The organism is Nocardioides zeae (genome assembly GCF_030818655.1).
Lineage (GTDB): Bacteria > Actinomycetota > Actinomycetes > Propionibacteriales > Nocardioidaceae > Nocardioides > Nocardioides zeae_A.
Genome location: NZ_JAUTAN010000001.1, coordinates 3,388,034 through 3,403,069 on the forward strand (window position 1 = coordinate 3,388,034; position 15,036 = coordinate 3,403,069).

At 74.8% G+C, this 15,036-nt stretch carries 13 protein-coding genes; 9 read left to right on the forward strand and 4 right to left on the reverse strand.

The window, feature by feature from the left end; translation table 11 throughout:
- Window position 1 precedes the first annotated feature (1 nt).
- Window positions 2-2,263: a HelD family protein gene (locus QE405_RS16070; RefSeq protein WP_307202561.1), complete on the reverse strand. Its 2,262-nt coding sequence runs from the start codon at window positions 2,261-2,263 to the stop codon at window positions 2-4.
- Window positions 2,264-2,448: 185 nt separating this feature from the next.
- Between QE405_RS16070 and QE405_RS16075 the strand changes: the two genes are divergently transcribed.
- Window positions 2,449-3,270 carry a transglutaminase-like domain-containing protein gene (locus QE405_RS16075; protein WP_307202563.1) on the forward strand — a complete coding sequence of 274 codons (822 nt, stop codon included), beginning with the start codon at window positions 2,449-2,451 and terminating at the stop codon, window positions 3,268-3,270.
- Between the two features lie 36 nt (window positions 3,271-3,306).
- Here QE405_RS16075 and QE405_RS16080 read toward each other — a convergent pair whose 3' ends face one another.
- Window positions 3,307-4,068: an enoyl-CoA hydratase-related protein gene (locus QE405_RS16080; RefSeq protein ID WP_307202565.1), complete on the reverse strand. Its 762-nt coding sequence runs from the start codon at window positions 4,066-4,068 to the stop codon at window positions 3,307-3,309.
- A 69-nt stretch (window positions 4,069-4,137) separates the two neighbouring features.
- On the opposite strand from QE405_RS16080, the gene QE405_RS16085 reads away from it, so the two are divergent.
- Window positions 4,138-5,253: a carboxylate-amine ligase gene (locus tag QE405_RS16085; RefSeq protein WP_307202567.1), complete on the forward strand. Its 1,116-nt coding sequence runs from the start codon at window positions 4,138-4,140 to the stop codon at window positions 5,251-5,253.
- 48 nt (window positions 5,254-5,301) lie between these two features.
- On the opposite strand, the gene QE405_RS16090 is transcribed toward QE405_RS16085, so the two are convergent.
- Complete coding sequence (locus QE405_RS16090) at window positions 5,302-6,684, reverse strand: aspartate aminotransferase family protein (RefSeq protein WP_307202569.1); 1,383 nt, start codon at window positions 6,682-6,684, stop codon at window positions 5,302-5,304.
- Window positions 6,685-6,845: 161 nt separating this feature from the next.
- Between QE405_RS16090 and QE405_RS16095 the strand changes: the two genes are divergently transcribed.
- From QE405_RS16095 to QE405_RS16125, 7 genes are all read left to right on the forward strand, one after another.
- The gene (locus tag QE405_RS16095) at window positions 6,846-7,856 is read left to right on the forward strand and encodes a phosphotransferase enzyme family protein (protein ID WP_307202571.1); all 1,011 of its coding nucleotides are present in this window, start codon (window positions 6,846-6,848) and stop codon (window positions 7,854-7,856) included.
- Window positions 7,857-7,860: 4 nt separating this feature from the next.
- Complete coding sequence (gene fabG, locus QE405_RS16100) at window positions 7,861-8,634, forward strand: 3-oxoacyl-ACP reductase FabG (RefSeq protein ID WP_307202573.1); 774 nt, start codon at window positions 7,861-7,863, stop codon at window positions 8,632-8,634.
- 46 nt (window positions 8,635-8,680) lie between these two features.
- Entirely contained in the window at window positions 8,681-9,472 is a 792-nt protein-coding gene (locus QE405_RS16105) for a GntR family transcriptional regulator (RefSeq protein WP_307202575.1), read from the forward strand.
- Window positions 9,469-10,062: a molybdenum cofactor guanylyltransferase gene (gene mobA / locus QE405_RS16110; RefSeq protein WP_307202577.1), complete on the forward strand. Its 594-nt coding sequence runs from the start codon at window positions 9,469-9,471 to the stop codon at window positions 10,060-10,062. Before QE405_RS16105 ends, mobA begins: the two co-directional genes overlap by 4 nt.
- A gap of 114 nt (window positions 10,063-10,176) precedes the next feature.
- The gene (locus QE405_RS16115; protein ID WP_307202579.1) at window positions 10,177-12,360 is read left to right on the forward strand and encodes a molybdopterin-containing oxidoreductase family protein; all 2,184 of its coding nucleotides are present in this window, start codon (window positions 10,177-10,179) and stop codon (window positions 12,358-12,360) included.
- 1 nt (window position 12,361) lies between these two features.
- Window positions 12,362-12,688, forward strand: a complete 327-nt coding sequence (gene fdxA, locus QE405_RS16120) for a ferredoxin (RefSeq protein ID WP_307202580.1) — start codon at window positions 12,362-12,364, stop codon at window positions 12,686-12,688.
- Window positions 12,685-13,677, forward strand: a complete 993-nt coding sequence (locus QE405_RS16125; RefSeq protein WP_307202582.1) for an NAD(P)/FAD-dependent oxidoreductase — start codon at window positions 12,685-12,687, stop codon at window positions 13,675-13,677. Before fdxA ends, QE405_RS16125 begins: the two co-directional genes overlap by 4 nt.
- Window positions 13,678-13,933: 256 nt before the next feature.
- Here QE405_RS16125 and QE405_RS16130 read toward each other — a convergent pair whose 3' ends face one another.
- A complete protein-coding gene (locus QE405_RS16130; RefSeq protein ID WP_307202584.1) occupies window positions 13,934-14,926 on the reverse strand; it encodes an AraC-like ligand-binding domain-containing protein in 993 nt (330 codons plus the stop codon).
- Between the last annotated feature and the right edge of the window lie 110 nt (window positions 14,927-15,036).

Genomic DNA, 15,036 nt, shown 5'->3' on the forward strand with positions numbered 1-15,036 from the left:
CTCAGCCCACCGTGCTCAGCAGCTGCGTCGCGCGCGTCAGCACGACGTAGAGCGTCGCGCGGCCCGTCTGCGACTCGTCCTCGATCTCCTGCGGGCGCACGACCACGATGCCGTCGAACTCGAGGCCCTTGGTGTCGAGGCCGGTGAGCACGACGACGCGGTCGGTGCCGCTCGGCGTCACCGACGAGTCCACCGAGCGGGCCGCGGACGGCGCGTCCTCGGCGCGCTCGGGCCAGCCGGCGAGCCAGCCGTTGACCTCGGAGCGACGGGCGACGGGCACGACGATCCCGACCGTGCCGGCGACCGCGTCGGCGAGGCGCGCGACCTCGGCCCGCACGGCCTCCTCCAGGTCGGCGTCCGCGACGGGCCCCACCTCGACGGGCGCGGCACCGGTGCGGCGCACGGCGTCGGGCAGGTCGGCGTCGAGGCCGACGCGCTCGGCGTACGCCGCGGCGTACTCGTAGATCTCGGAGGAGTTGCGGTAGTTCGTCGAGAGGTGGAAGCGGAACTGCTTCTTGCCCTCGAGGGCCGCCGCGCGGGCGGCGTCGGACTCCGCGGGCACCGGCCACGACGACTGCGCCGGGTCGCCGACGATCGTCCACGAGGCCGTGCGGCCGCGGCGGCCGACCATGCGCCACTGCATGGGCGTGAGGTCCTGCGCCTCGTCCACGAGCACGTGGGCGTAGGGGTCGTCCTCGATGCGGTGGGTGGGCGGGGCCCAGGTGCGGCCGCGGGGGGCGTACTCCCGGTCCGAGGCCGTCGTCAGCTCCTGGATGTCGACGCCGCCCTCGAGGTGCCCGAGCACGTCGTCGAGGTCGGTGTCGGACTCCGTCGCCGCGGGCACGTCGCCGAGCGCGTAGCGCAGCTCGTCGATGAGCGGCACGTCCTCGATCGTGATGCCGATGCCGTTCCGGGCGTCGACGGGCCCGTCCGACCACGACTTGAGCAGCAGGCGCTGCTCCTCCGGCTCGAGGAGGCCGTTGGCCACACGGCCCAGCAGGTCGGGGTCGCGGAGCCAGGTGAAGACGTCGACCGCGGCGAGCGGCGGCCACCACGCGGTGGCGAAGTCGAGGAAGGCGCGGGTGGACAGCAGGTCCTCGTCGAAGTACTCCCGCCCCAGGTCGCGACCGCGCTCGGAGCGCACCTGGCGCCACAGGGCGTCGAGCAGCGCCCGCGGCACCCGCGTGAGCTGGCGGTTGCGGAGGCCCTGGCCCATGAGCTGGCGGCGGATGCGGCCGAGCGTCGTGCCGTCGAGCACGAGGCGGTTGTCGCGCCAGAACAGGGAGAACTCCCGCGGGGAGTCCGGCGCCTGCTGGCGGGCGAGGCGTCGCACGACCTCGGCCATCCGCTCGGAGCCCTTGATGTCGGCGACCCGCGGCTCGTCGTGGCGGCTCGCCCGCACGCCGTCGACGACCTCGCCGAGCGACCGCAGCGCCACGGCGGTCTCGCCGAGGCTCGGCAGCACGCGCTCGATGTAGCGCATGAACACGCCGCTCGGGCCGATCACGAGCACGCCGCCCGACTCGAAGCGACGCCGGTCGTTGTAGAGAAGGAAGGCCGCACGGTGCAGCGCCACGACCGTCTTGCCCGTGCCGGGTCCGCCCGAGATGGCCACGACGCCCTTCGAGGGAGCGCGGATGGCCTCGTCCTGCTCGGCCTGGATGGTGGCGACGATCGAGTGCATCGACCGGTCGCGGGCGCGGGACAGCTGGGCCATCAGCGCGCCCTCGCCGATGATCGGCAGCGCGCGGCCGGCGGCCTCCTCGGCCTCCTGGGCCTCGGCGTCGAGCAGCTCGTCCTCGACGCCCTCCACGACGGTGCCGGCCGAGCGCAGCACGCGCCGGCGCACGACGCCCTGGGGGCTCGCGGCGGTCGCCTGGTAGAACACCGCGGCCGCGGGCGCCCGCCAGTCGATGAGCAGCATGTCGTGGTTCTCGTCGCGCAGGCCGATGCGCCCGATGTAGCGCGGCTCGGGGTCGCGCTCGCTCGTCAGGTCGAGCCGCCCGAACACGAGACCCTCGTGCGCGGCGTCGAGCTGGGCGATGCGCTTGGCCGCCTGGAACACCATGGCGTCGCGCTCGACGAGCCCGCCCTCGTGGCCGAGGCTGCCGCGCTGGTGCCCCTCGTCAGCGAGCCGGCGGGCCCGTTCGGTGGAGGCCACGAGCTCGGCCTGCACGTGGTCGACGAACGCCTGCTCGGCGGCGACCTCCCGCTCCGCGACCTGCTCGTCGGTGCCCTGTCCCTGGGTCGGGTCCTGCGTCACGTCTCGTGCCCTCTTCCCACCCGTCACCGGGGCTCTGCGACTCCTCTGCCCGGCGATACGGGCAAGCAGAGAAGCGTACCCCCGCCCCGTGACGAATCGGATTCCGCGACCGTGGTCCGGCACGCGCCGTACGCCACACCCCGGCGCCCGCCGCCGCGCTGGTGCGACCCCGCACAATGGTGCCCGTGAAGCGCGTGATGGGGTGCCACCTCGAGATCGAGGTCTTCGACCCCACAGAGGTGGAACTGCAGGTCGCCGTGAGCGGCGCGTGGGACGAGGGGCAGGTCGCGGAGTCGCTGCGCTGCACCCTCGACGGGCGCCCCGTCGACGTGCGCGAGGTGCGCGACCCGGCCGGCGCGCGGATCCACGTGCTCGACGCCGGACCGGGGCGCCTGGTCGTCGACTACGACGCCGAGGTGACGGGCCGGGCGCGCCCCGCCACGGGCGCCGCGCACCAGCGCTCGCTCTACCTGCGGCCCAGCCGCTACGCGGAGGCTGACAAGTTCTTCGGCTTCGCCGCCACCGAGTTCGCGGACGTCGTCGAGGAGCACGGCGACGACGCCGCGGTGCTGCTGCCGTACGTCGCGGCCTGGGTCGGGTCGCGGCTCGACTACGTGCCCGGGGCGAGCGGCCCGACCGACTCCGCGAAGGACACGCTGCTGGCCGGGGCGGGCGTCTGCCGCGACTACAGCCACCTCACCGTCGCGCTGCTGCGGGCGCTCGGGGTGCCGGCGCGGCTGGCGGCGGTCTACGCCCCCGGCTGCGACCCCATGGACTTCCACGCGGTCGCGGAGGCCCTCGTCGGCGACACGTGGCACGTCGCCGACGCCACCTGCCTCGCGCCGCGCTCCAGCCTCGTGCGCATCGCCACCGGCCGGGACGCCGCCGACACCGCGTTCTGCGACAACCACGGCGGCGGCATCCAGCTCCACGTCTCGCAGGTGCACGCGATCGTCGACGGCGACCTGCCCGGCGACGACCTCGCCGAGCTGGTCGCGATCACCTGAGGCACGGTTCGGCGGCACGGCTCAGCACGGCACGGCTCAGCGGGAGCGGCTGAACCACGCCGTCATCGCCTCGCGGGCCGCGTCGGACCGGAAGAGCCGCGCGCTCAGCTCGACCATCGCCTCGCCCTCGGCGTCGATCCGGGCCAGCAGCGGCGCGTTGAGCAGCGCCTTCGTCGCCGCGAGGCCCTGCGGGGCGCCCGTCAGCAGGGACCCCACGACGCGGTCGACCTCGGCGTCGAGCTCCTCGGGGGCGACGGCCGTGGTGACCAGCCCGTACGCCGCCGCCTGCGCCCCGTCGAACACCTCGCCCCCCAGCGCGGCCAGGGACGCGGCGCGGTCCGTGAGGCGCGGGAGCACCGTGAGGGAGATGACCGCCGGCGTGACCCCCAGCTTCACCTCGGTCAGCGCGAACGTGGCCGCGGTGCTCGCCACGACGACGTCGGCGGCCGCGACGATCCCGATGCCGCCCGCCCGGACCGGGCCGGGGAGCACGACGACGACCGGCTTGGAGTGCGCCACGATCCGCCGCTGCACCTCGACCACCGCCCGCGCCCCCTCCTCCATCGGCACGGTGGCCGCCTCGGAAAGATCGGCGCCCGAGCAGAAGACGCGGTGGGCCGAGCGCAGCACGACGACCGTGACGGTGTCGTCGGCGTCGGTGGTCGCCAGGTGGTCGAGGAGCTCGGTCACGAGCCGACGCGAGAGTGCGTTGCGGTTGCCCGGGGAGTCGAGGGTGAGGGTGGCGACCCGGCCGTCGGCGGTGTCGGCGTGGGTCAGGTGGACGAGCTCGTCGGTCATGGCACCGCATCCTGCCGGTGGCAGGCGCGGGCGTCCACGGCCGGTCCGGCCCGTGGGTACCGTCGCGACGTGACAGCGACAGGTGGACAGCAGGAACCGCACACCCCCCGGGGTGGGCGGTCGGTCGGCGTCGAGGAGGAGATGTGGCTCGCGGACCCGCGCACGCGCGCGGCCCGGGCGCAGGCACCCGAGGTGACGGGGCGCCGTACGGACGGGCTCGAGAAGGAGCTCTTCCGTCACCAGGTCGAGCTGACGACGGAGCCGCACACCGACCTGGGCGACCTCGCCGCGGACGTCGCGGCGCAGCGCGAGCGGGCGGTGGCCGCGGCCGACGAGGCGGGGCTCCTCCTCGTCGCGGCGGGCACCGTGCCGCTCCCCCACGACGAGCTCGTCCTCACCGACGACGGGCGCTACCGGGCGATGGCGGAGCGGTACGGCGCGGTCGTGCGCGCCGCCGGCACCTGCGGCATGCACGTGCACGTCCAGATCGCGTCGCCGGAGGAGGGCGTGCGGGTGCTGGACCGGATCGCGCCCTACCTGCCCGTGGTGCTCGCGCTGAGCGCCAACTCGCCGTTCGAGGACGGGCGGGACACCGGCCACGCGTCCTGGCGCAGCCAGCAGTGGGCGCGGTGGCCGAGCGCCGGCGTGACGGAGCCGTTCGGCGACCTGGCGGGCTACCGGGCGGCGACCGAGGCGCTCGTGCGGTCGGGCGCGGCGCGGGACACCGGGATGCTCTACCTCCCGGCGCGGCTCGCCGCCGACTACCCGACCGTCGAGGTGCGCGTCGCCGACGTGATGACCGAGCGGCGCGACGTCGTCGTGCTCGTCGCCCTCGTGCGCGCGCTCGTCGAGACCGCCGCCCGCGACGCCCTGCCTCAGGTCGGGTGGCGCACGGAGCTCCTGCGCGCCGCGCACTGGCTGGCCGCGCGCGAGGGGCCGCACGGGCGGCTGCTGCACGCCGAGCGCCCGTACGGCGAGCCTGCACCCGCCGCGGACGTCGTCGCCGGTGTGCTGGGGGTGGTGGCCGATGCGGCCGCGGACGCGGGCGACCGGCCGTTGCTCGAGGAGGGCGTGTCCCGGCTGCTCGCGACCAGCGGCGCTGCGGCCCAGCGCGCCGTGCACGAGCGCACCGGGCGGCTCGAGGACGTGGTCGACGACCTCGCGCGGCGTACGGCGGGGCGGTGACGGCCCGTCACTTTCCCCGGTCGACCGGGGAAAGTGTCACTTAGACCATCAATGTTGATGGTCTAAGCGGCGTGTTCCCCGGTCGACCGGGGAAAGTGCCAGCACCTCGTCCAGCACCTCCACGAACCGCGCGGCGTCGTGCTCGGTGGCGACGAGGGGCGGGCGGACCTTGAGCGTCGAGCCCCACGGCCCGCACACCGAGGTCAGGACGCCCCGGTCGCGCATGGCGTTGACGACGTCGGCGGCCCGCGCGGACCCGGGCTCGGTCGAGCCCTCCGCGGCGACCAGCTCGACCCCCACGAACAGCCCGTCGCCGCGCACGTCGGCGACCACGGGGTGGCGCGCGGCGACCTCCCGCACGCCGGCGCGGAGCGCGGCGCCGACGCGGGCGGCGTTCTCCTGCAGGCCCTCCTCCTCGATGACGTCGAGCACGGCGGCCGCGGCCGCGACGCTGACGTGGTTGCCGCCGAAGGTGTTGAAGTAGGGCACCGTCGACGCGAAGGGCTCGAGCACGGCGGCCCGTGCGGCCATCCCGGCGATGGGGAGGCCGTTGCCCATCGGCTTGCCCATCGTCACGATCTCCGGGTCGAGGCCGTGGCGCTCGAAGCCCCAGAACGCGCTGCCCGTGCGGGCGAAGCCGGGCTGCACCTCGTCCGCGACGAGCAGCCCGCCCGCGGCCCGGACCGCCTCCACTGCGGGGGCGAGGTAGCCGACCGGGTGGCTGTGCACCCCGTCGGAGGACAGGATCGAGTCGACGAGGAACGCGGACGGCTGCACCCCGGCGACCGCCATCGCGTCGAGCGCCCGGTGCACCGCCGCGAGCAGCTCGGCCGCGGGGTCGACGCCCGGGCGGCGCAGGGGGTCGGGCGCGGGGACGGTCCAGACGTGCTCCCCGCGCGGCGCCCCGCGTCCCAGCGACGGCGACGCGCCGGTCACGAGGGCGGTGTTGCCGTGGTAGGCCTCCTCCGTCACGATCACGCCGGTCCCGCCCGTCGCGGCGGCGGCCACCCGCAGCGCGAGGTCGTTCGCCTCCGACCCGGTGCAGGTCAGCATCACCTGGTCGACCGCCGGGGGCAGCAACCCGAGGAGACGCTCGGCGTAGGCGACGAGCCCCGCGTCGACGTACCGCGTGTGCGTGCTCAGCGTCGCCGCCTGCCGGGCCACCGCGGCGGCGACCCGCGGGTGGGCGTGGCCGACGCTGGCGACGTTGTTGTAGGCGTCGAGGTAGGCCCGACCGTCCGCGTCGTAGAGGTAGGCCCCGCTCCCCCGCACCAGCTCGAGCGGCTCGCGGTAGAAGAGCCGGTACGCCGGGCCCAGCGCGGCCGCGCGCCGCCGCAGGAGGTCGCCCCCGCGGGTGCCGTCCGGGCCGCCGGGACCGTCCGCGTCGGGCCGGTACGCGTTCGCGTCGAGGATGCTGGAGCGGGTCGCCACGGATTCTCCTTTTGGTATGGGACTCGACGCCAGCATGCCCTCCCGGCTTGTTACATCTCGTTTCGGGGCCGTGAAATCCGACGACGAATTGGTCTGCTCGACCGATCCAGACGGTCTACTGGTCCCCGAGCGGGACCGTCCCGCCGCCCCGGGGAGGACCCATGCTCAGCGTCGAGGACTGCGACGAGATCCTGGCGGCCGCACTGCCGGCGTACGGCGCGGGCGACGCCCCCCGTCGGCTCCTCAGCCTGTCGGAGAACGCGACCTACCTCGTCGGGACGGGCGCCGACCGGGTCGTCGCCCGGGTCCACCGCCCGGGCTACCAGACCCCCGCCTCCATCGACGCGGAGCTGACCTGGCTGGACCGGCTCCGGGCCTCGGGGGCCGTCACCGCCCACGCGGTCGTGCCGGCGCTCGACGGGCGCCGCGTCGTCAGCGTGCCGCGGCCCGACGGTGACCGCCACGTCGTCGTCTTCACCTTCGTCGTGGGCGGCACCGGGGAGGAGCGGCCCGACGCGCTGCCCACCGAGGAGCTCGGCCGCGTCACCGCACGAATGCACTGCGACGTCACCGCGTGGGAGCTGCCCCCCGGGTTCACCCGCTTCCACTGGGACGCCGCCGCGTGCCTCGGCCCCGGCGCCCGCTGGGGCGACTGGGCCGCCGGCCCGGGGGTGCGCGCCGCCGACCTCCCCGTGCTCGACGCGGCCGCGCGGACGGTGCGGGCCCGGCTCGCGGCGTACGGGCAGGGCCGCGACCGCTACGGCCTCGTGCACGCCGACCTGCGCCACGCCAACCTCATGGTCGGCGACGACGGCTCCCTCACGGTCATCGACTTCGACGACTGCGGGTTCGGGTGGTTCCTCTACGACCTCGCGACCGTCACCTCGTGGATCGAGCACGAGCCGGAGGCGCAGGCCACGGCGGCGGCGTGGCTGGCCGGCTACCTCACCGAGCGGCCCCTCACCGCCGAGGACCTCGCCATGGTGCCGACGTTCGTCATGCTCCGCCGCCTCATGCTCACGGCCTGGCTCGGCACCCACCCGGGCTCGCCGCCCGCGCTCGCCCTCGGCACGACGTACGGCGCGGGCACGGGCGACCTCGCCCGCCGCTACCTCCACGACCCCGCCTGGTTCCGGCTCCCCGTGCCGGCCACCACCCACCGGAAGGACTGAGACCGTGTTCGACCTCTCCGACGTGAAGGTGCTCGTCACCGGCGGCTCCCGCGGCATCGGCCTCGGGATCGCGACCGTCTTCGCCCGTGCCGGGGCCGCCGTCGCGGTCACCGCCCGCGGCACCGCCGACCTCGAGGCCGCGGCCGCGACGCTGGAGGCCGCCGGCGCCCGCAGCGTCGTCACCGTGGCGGGCGACCTCGCCACGCGGGCCGGGGCCGCGGAGGTCGTGACGACCGCCGTCGACGGGCTCGGCGGCCTCGACGTGCTGGCCGCCAACGCGGGCATCTTCCCCGAGGCCCGCCTCCGCGACATGACGGAGGAGGACCTCGCGCAGGTGCTCGCCGTCAACGTCGGCGGCACCGTGCACGCCGTCCAGGCGGCGCTCCCCGCGCTCGAGGCCTCCGGCCGCGGCCGGGTCGTGCTCACCTCGTCCATCACCGGGCCGACGACCGGGTTCCCGGGGTGGTCGCACTACGGCGCCTCGAAGGCGGCGCAGCTGGGCTTCATGCGGAGCGCGGCGCTCGAGCTCGCGCCCGCCCGCATCACCGTCAACGCCGTGCTGCCCGGCAACGTGCTGACCGAGGGGCTGGCGGGCATGGGCCAGGACTACCTCGACGGTATGGTCCGGTCGATCCCGCTGGGTGCGCTCGGCACCCCGGCGGACATCGGTCACGCGGTAGCGTTCCTCGCGAGCCGCGAGGCCGGCTTCATCACGGGCCACGCGCTGGTCGTCGACGGCGGACAGGTGCTGCCCGAGTCGCCCGACGCGGTGGCCTGACGGCCCGACCAGGCCCCGACCAGGCCCGACCAGGGGAGGACCCACGTTGCCGGAGACCGAGGGCGGCGCGGTCGCGGAGGACGTGCGCCGTCGCATCGTGCGCCTCCTCTCCTCGGGCGCGCTGCGGCCCGGCGACCGCCTCGGCACCGAGCGGGAGATGGCCGAGCGGTTCGACGTCTCCCGGTCCACCCTGCGCAGTGCCCTCGTGCCCCTGGGGCGGGCGGGCGTGCTGGAGCGCCGTACCGGCCGCGGCGGCGGCACCTTCGTGCGCGCCGGGCTCGTCGAGCGCGAGGCGGCGGAGCGCCTGGGCCTGCCCGAGCGCCTCGACGCGACGGGGCACGCCGCCGCCACCGCGCTGCTCGGGTCGGTGCTCCGTCCGGCCGGCGAACCGGAGGCGGCGGCGCTGCGCCTCGCACCCGGTGCGACGGTCGTGGAGGTGGAGCGGGTGCGGTACGCCGACGGCCTGCCCCTCTCGCTCGACGTCGCCCGGTTCCCGTCCGCGCTCGTGCCCGACCTGCTCGCGCAGCCGTTGGAGCAGTCGCTCTACGCGCTGCTCGACACGGTCTACGGGCTGCGGCCCGACGTCACCGAGGAGCAGGTGACCGTCGTGCGCGCCAACGAGCGGGAGGCGCGGGAGCTCGCCGTACCCACCGGCTCCCCGCTCCTCCACGTCACCCGCGTCGCCGCCACCGCGGAGGGCACCCCGTTCGAGCTGTCCGACGACCTGTTCCGGGCCGACCGGGTGCGGCTCGTCGCGCGGCGTACGTCGCGGAGCGTCGACCGCGCCGAGAGCCGGGCCGCCGACGGGGTCATCGAGATCGGGCTGGGCGCGGGGTGACGCTCGACGTCATCGGTGGGGTCGTGCTCGCCGGGGGACGCGGGTCGCGCCTCGGCGGCGCGCGGAAGGCCGACCTGCGCCACGACGGCACGACGCTCCTCGACCGCGCCCTCGCCGCGTGCGCGGACTGCGCCGAGGTCGTCGTGGTGGGCGACCCGCCGACGGGCGGTCGCGCGGGGGTGCGGTTCGTGCGGGAGGAACCCGCGTACGGCGGGCCCGCCGCCGCCCTGCTCGCGGGGGTCGCGGCGCTCGCGCCGGGTACGACGACGGTGGTCGCCCTCGGCGTCGACATGCCGCTGCTGGACCGCGCCGCGGTGCGGCGGCTGGTGGGTGCGGCCTCGGACCCGGCCGGCGCGTCCGACGGGTCGGTGCTCGTCGACGCCACCGGACGTCGGCACCTCGCCCTCGTCGTGCGGACCGCGGCCCTGGCGCGCGTCGCCCCGCCGCTCGCCGAGCGCAGCGGGATGCCCCTGCGCCGGCTGCTCGCGGACCTGCAGCTCGCGCCGGTCCCCGCCCGCGCCGGCGAGGAGGCCGACGTCGACACCTGGGACGACGCCGCCCGGCTCGGGGTGGAGCGCGGCGAGGCCTGAGAGCCCCTCCCGACGGCACGGATCGTCGACTTCCTGTCACCCGACCCCGGCCGGGACGGGCCTCGCGCGGACGACGCTGGACGCACGGAGAACCAGCCCTGCGAGGAGCGAGCGATGACCCAACTGATCGAACCGACGGCACCGACCCGCGAGCTGACCGTGCTCGGGGCGTGCCCCCAGGACTGTCCCGACACCTGCGCGATGGTGGTGACCGTGCGCGACGGCGTCGCGGTCGAGGTGGCGGGCAACAAGGACCAGCCGTACACGAACGGCGGGCTCTGCGTGAAGGTCGACAACTACCTCGACCGGGTCTACCACCCCGACCGGATCCTGCACCCGATGCGCCGCGTGGGCCCCAAGGGCTCCGGCGAGTTCGAGCGGATCAGCTGGGACGACGCGATCGCCGAGGTCGCCCGCCGCTTCACCGCGGTGAAGGAGGAGCACGGCGCCGAGGCGATCATGCCCGTCAGCTACCTCGGCACCCAGGGCATCATCAACGGCCTCAACGTCGGCGACGCGTTCTTCAACCGGCTCGGGGCGACCGTCTCGGAGCGCACCTACTGCGACGCGGGCTCGTGCACGGCGTACGCCATGACGATCGGCGACACCGCCGGCGTCGACCCCGAGGCCCTCGTGCACTCGCGGTTCATCCTCATCTGGGCCGCCAACATCATGAGCACCAACCTCCACCTGTGGCCCTACATCGCGGAGGCGAAGCGACGCGGCGCGAAGGTGGTCGTGGTCGACCCGGTGCGCACGAAGACGGCGCGCCTCGCGAGCCAGCACATCCCGATCCGGCCCGGCACCGACGGTGCACTCGCGATGGCGATGATGCACGTCATCATCAACGAGGGCCTGACGGACGACGACTACGTCGCGAACCACACGGTCGGGTACGACGAGCTGGTCGAGCGCGTGCAGCAGTACACCCCCGAGTGGGCGTCGCAGGAGACCGGCATCCCGGTGGAGACGATCGTGACGCTGGCCCGCGAGTACGCCGGCGCGCAGCCCTCCGTCATCCGCATCGGCGTCGCGGTGGAGCGCCACGCCGGCGGCGGCCAGACGGTGCGGGCGCTGTCGTGCCTGCCCGCGCTGGTGGGCGCCTGGCGCAAGCCGGGCGGCGGCATCCTGCAGCTGCCGCTGTGGGCGTTCCCGGTGAACTGGGGCGCGTTCATGCACCCCGAGCTGCTGACGCCCGGCACGCAGGTGGTCAACCAGTACCTGCTCGGCCAGGCGCTGACCGGCGAGCTGGAGCTGACCACGCCGCTGCACGCGCTGATGGTCTACAACTCCAACCCGCTCGTGGTGGCGCCCGACCAGGCCAAGATGATCGAGGGGCTCTCGCGGGACGACCTGTTCACGGTGGTCAGCGAGCAGTTCATGACCGACACGGCGCGCTACGCCGACATCCTGCTGCCCGCCACGACGCAGCTCGAGCAGGAGGACATCATGTTCTCCTGGGGGCACCTCTACGTGACGTACAACAACCCCTCGATCGAGCCCCGCGGCGAGGCGGTGCCCAACACCGAGCTGTTCCGGCGGCTGTCGGCGGCGATGGGCTTCGACGACGACCCGATCTTCACGCGCACCGACGAGCAGCTCATCGCGGAGGCGTTCGACTGGTCGGCGCCGGCCATGCAGGGCATCACGGTGGAGTCCTTGAAGGAGAAGGGCTTCTCGCGGCTCAACCTGCCGCCGTCCGACGAGTACGCGCCCCACCGCGACGGCGGCTTCCACACGCCGTCGGGCAAGACCGAGTTCGTCTCGTCGGCCGCAGCCGGGGGCAACTTCGTCGTGCCCCTCTTCCGCCAGGGCTCCAACGACCACCAGCCCGGCCAGCCGGTCGACCCGCTGCCCCACTACATCCCGCCGCGCGAGGCGGCGGCGACCGACCCGGGGCTCGCGGCGCGCTACCCGCTCAACCTCATCTCGCCGAAGTCGCACGCGTTCATCAACTCGAGCTTCGCGAACATCGAGATTCATCAGTTGGTGCAGAAGCCGGCGACGCTGCTGGTGAACCCGGAGGACGCCGCCGCGCGCGGCATCACCACGGGGGCGGTCGTCCGGGCGTACAACGACCGCGGCAGCGTCGAGCTGCTCGCCAAGGTCGACGCGTCGACCATGCCGGGCGTCACCGTCTGCCACGTCGGCCACTGGCGCAGCGACGCGTTGGGCCTGTCCACCCTGTCGCAGCTCAACCCGACGCGCTTCGCCGACCTCGGGAACGCGCCGACGTTCTCCGACACCCTCATCGAGGTCGCCCTCGTGGTCGACGCGACCCCCGGGGAGGCGCGCTGACATGGCCTACGTCATCAACGACGCGTGCATCGACGTCGCCGACAAGGCGTGCCGCGAGGAGTGCCCCGTCGACTGCATCTACGAGGGCGACCGGATGCTCTACATCCACCCCGACGAGTGCGTCGACTGCGGCAAGTGCGTGACCGCGTGCCCCAACGGCGCCATCGCCTCGGAGCACAAGCTGAGCGGTGACGCGGAGCGCTTCCGCGACATCGCCGTCGAGTTCTTCGAGGCGTTCCCCGAGGCCGAGGGCGGTGCCGAGGACGTGGGCGCCGTCGGGTCGGACCACCCGGTGGTGGCCGCCTGGCCCAGCGGGGGCGGGGCGTGAGCGGGGTGGCCGGCGGCGTCGAGGTCGATGTCGACCTCGTCGTCGTCGGCGCAGGGCCCGTGGGCCTGTACGCCGCGTACTACGCCGGGTTCCGCGGCATGAGCGTCGCCGTGGTGGACGCCCTCGACCACCTCGGCGGGCAGACGGCCGCCATGTATCCCGAGAAGATGATCTACGACGTCGCGGGCTACGCGGCCGTCAAGGGGCAGCACCTCGTGGACGCCCTCGCCGAGCAGGCCTCGAGCGCCAAGCCGCACTACGTGCTGGGCGAGCAGGTCGTCGACCTCGTGACCGCGCCGGACCACGCGCTGCTCACCACGGCGGCAGGCACGACGCTGCGGGGCAAGGCCGTGCTGCTGGCCGCGGGCATCGGCAGCTTCAGTCCCCGTCCGCTGCCCGCGGGCGACGGCAGCCTCCCCGGCGTCGTGCACTTCGTGCCGCGCCCGGCGGACTACGCGGGGGCGGACGTGGTCGTCGTCGGTGGCGGCGACAGCGCCGTCGACTGGGCGCTGACCCTCGAGCCCGTGGCGCAGCGGGTCACGCTCGTGCACCGGCGCGACGCGTTCCGCGCCCACGAGGCCAGCGTGACGCGCCTGCTCGGCAGCACCGTCGAGGTGCTGACGCCCTACGAGGTCGACGCGGTGCTCGGCTCCGAGCGCGTCGAGGGCGTCCGGCTCGTCGACGGCGAGGGCGGCCTGGTCGAGCGGTCCGCCGACGTGGTCGTGGCCGCGCTCGGCTTCAAGGCCGACCTCGGGCCGCTCAAGCGCTGGGGCCTCGACCTCGACCGGCGCCAGGTGGCGGTCGACCGGGCGCAGCGCACGTCGCTGCCCCGCGTCTTCGCGGCGGGCGACTGCTGCGGCCACCCCGACAAGGTCACGCTCATCAGCGTCGGGTTCGGCGAGGCGGCGACGGCGGTCAACCACGCCGCCCCCCTCGTCTCCGCCGGCGCCCCCGTGGTCCCCGGCCACTCCAGCGACGACCCGCACTGAGGGTCGTCGCGCGTCGAGTTGGGTTGTACGGCGCGGCTCACGCGTCGAGTTGGGTCGTACGGCGCGGCTCACGCGTCGAGTTGGGTCGTACGGCGCGGCTCACGCGTCGAGTTGGGTCGTACGGCTGCGGCGTGCCAGCCGTTCGACCCAACTCGGCGTTCCTGCCGCGCCGTTCGACCCAACTCGGCGTCCCTGCCGCGCCGTACGACCCAACTCGGCGTTCCTGCCGCGCCGTCCGACCCAACTCGACGCAGCGTCAGCGGCGGGGGCGCACGACGGCGCGGGGGTCGCCGGAGGCGAGGCACATGACCTGGCGGTACTCCCGCGGGCTCATGCCGTAGGCCTGGCGGAACAGCCGGCCGAAGACGGCCAGGTCCACGAAGCCCCAGTTGCGCCCGATCTCCCGCAGCGAGCGGTCCCGCGCGATGCTGCTGCGGATCTCGCGCCGGGCGCCCTCGAGGCGGCGGGTGCGGATCGTCTGCGCCACCGTCAGCTCGCGGGCCGCGAAGTGCCGGTGCAGCTGGCGCGTCGAGATGCACACGGCCGCCGCGATCTTGTCGGGGTTGAGGTCGGGGTCCGCCAGGTTCGCGTCGATGAACGCGTCGATGCGGCTGAGCAGCGCCTCCGACCCGACCTGCATGGGCAGCTCGGGCAGAGCCTCGGCCGCGATGGCGACGAGGTCGCCCACGTGGTCGGCGACAGCGGCCGCCTGGCCCGGTGCGAGGTCGGCGCCCTCCGTCACGAGGCCGCACAGCAGCTCGCTCATGACGCGACCCATGCCCTCCGCACCGGCGAACGCACGCGCGGTCACCTCGCGGGAGCGGGCCTCGCCGAGGGCGAAGGCCGCCCGCTTCCAGGTGAAGACCGCGAGCTCCCACTGCCGCGCCGTGCTGGGCGCCCGGAGCCGCCACTCGAACGGGCGCCCCGTCTCGTAGACCACGAAGTCGCCCGGGCCCAGCCGCGCGCTCCGGCCGTCCTGCTCGACGACGGCCGACCCCGACCGCACCACGCCGACCTGCAGGAGGGCGTCGCCGTCGCGGAGCAGCTGCGGCGTGCGCACGATGTCCTGGTCGACGGACGTGACGGTCGAGACCTGGACGTGGCCGAGCATGCGGCTCTCCACGGCCCCCTGGAGGTCGGGGGTGCGCCGGTCGACGTCGAGGCGCACGAAGTGCTCCCGCAGCGTGGTGCGCCACGCGCCCGCGTCGGACGCACGCACCGCCGTCTCCGGCGCGAACTCGTGCAGCATCGCTGGCTCCCTCGCTGGCAGACAGGTCGGAGCGACACCCTAGAGAACGGTGATGCCACTCACATTCCGGCGATGTTACGGCTGTGGAACGCGGCGGTCCACGGCGTACG

What these genes read in the sequence shown, in the direction of transcription:
- QE405_RS16080 (WP_307202565.1), bottom strand. Translation starts at nt 4,068, where the DNA reads ATGACCGACGAGCTCGTCCACCTGACCCACGCCGACACCGCCGACGGC.
- QE405_RS16095 (WP_307202571.1), top strand. Translation starts at nt 6,846, where the DNA reads ATGCTCAGCGTCGAGGACTGCGACGAGATCCTGGCGGCCGCACTGCCG.
- QE405_RS16115 (WP_307202579.1), top strand. Translation starts at nt 10,177, where the DNA reads ATGACCCAACTGATCGAACCGACGGCACCGACCCGCGAGCTGACCGTG.
- fdxA (WP_307202580.1), top strand. Translation starts at nt 12,362, where the DNA reads ATGGCCTACGTCATCAACGACGCGTGCATCGACGTCGCCGACAAGGCG.
- QE405_RS16130 (WP_307202584.1), bottom strand. Translation starts at nt 14,926, where the DNA reads ATGCTGCACGAGTTCGCGCCGGAGACGGCGGTGCGTGCGTCCGACGCG.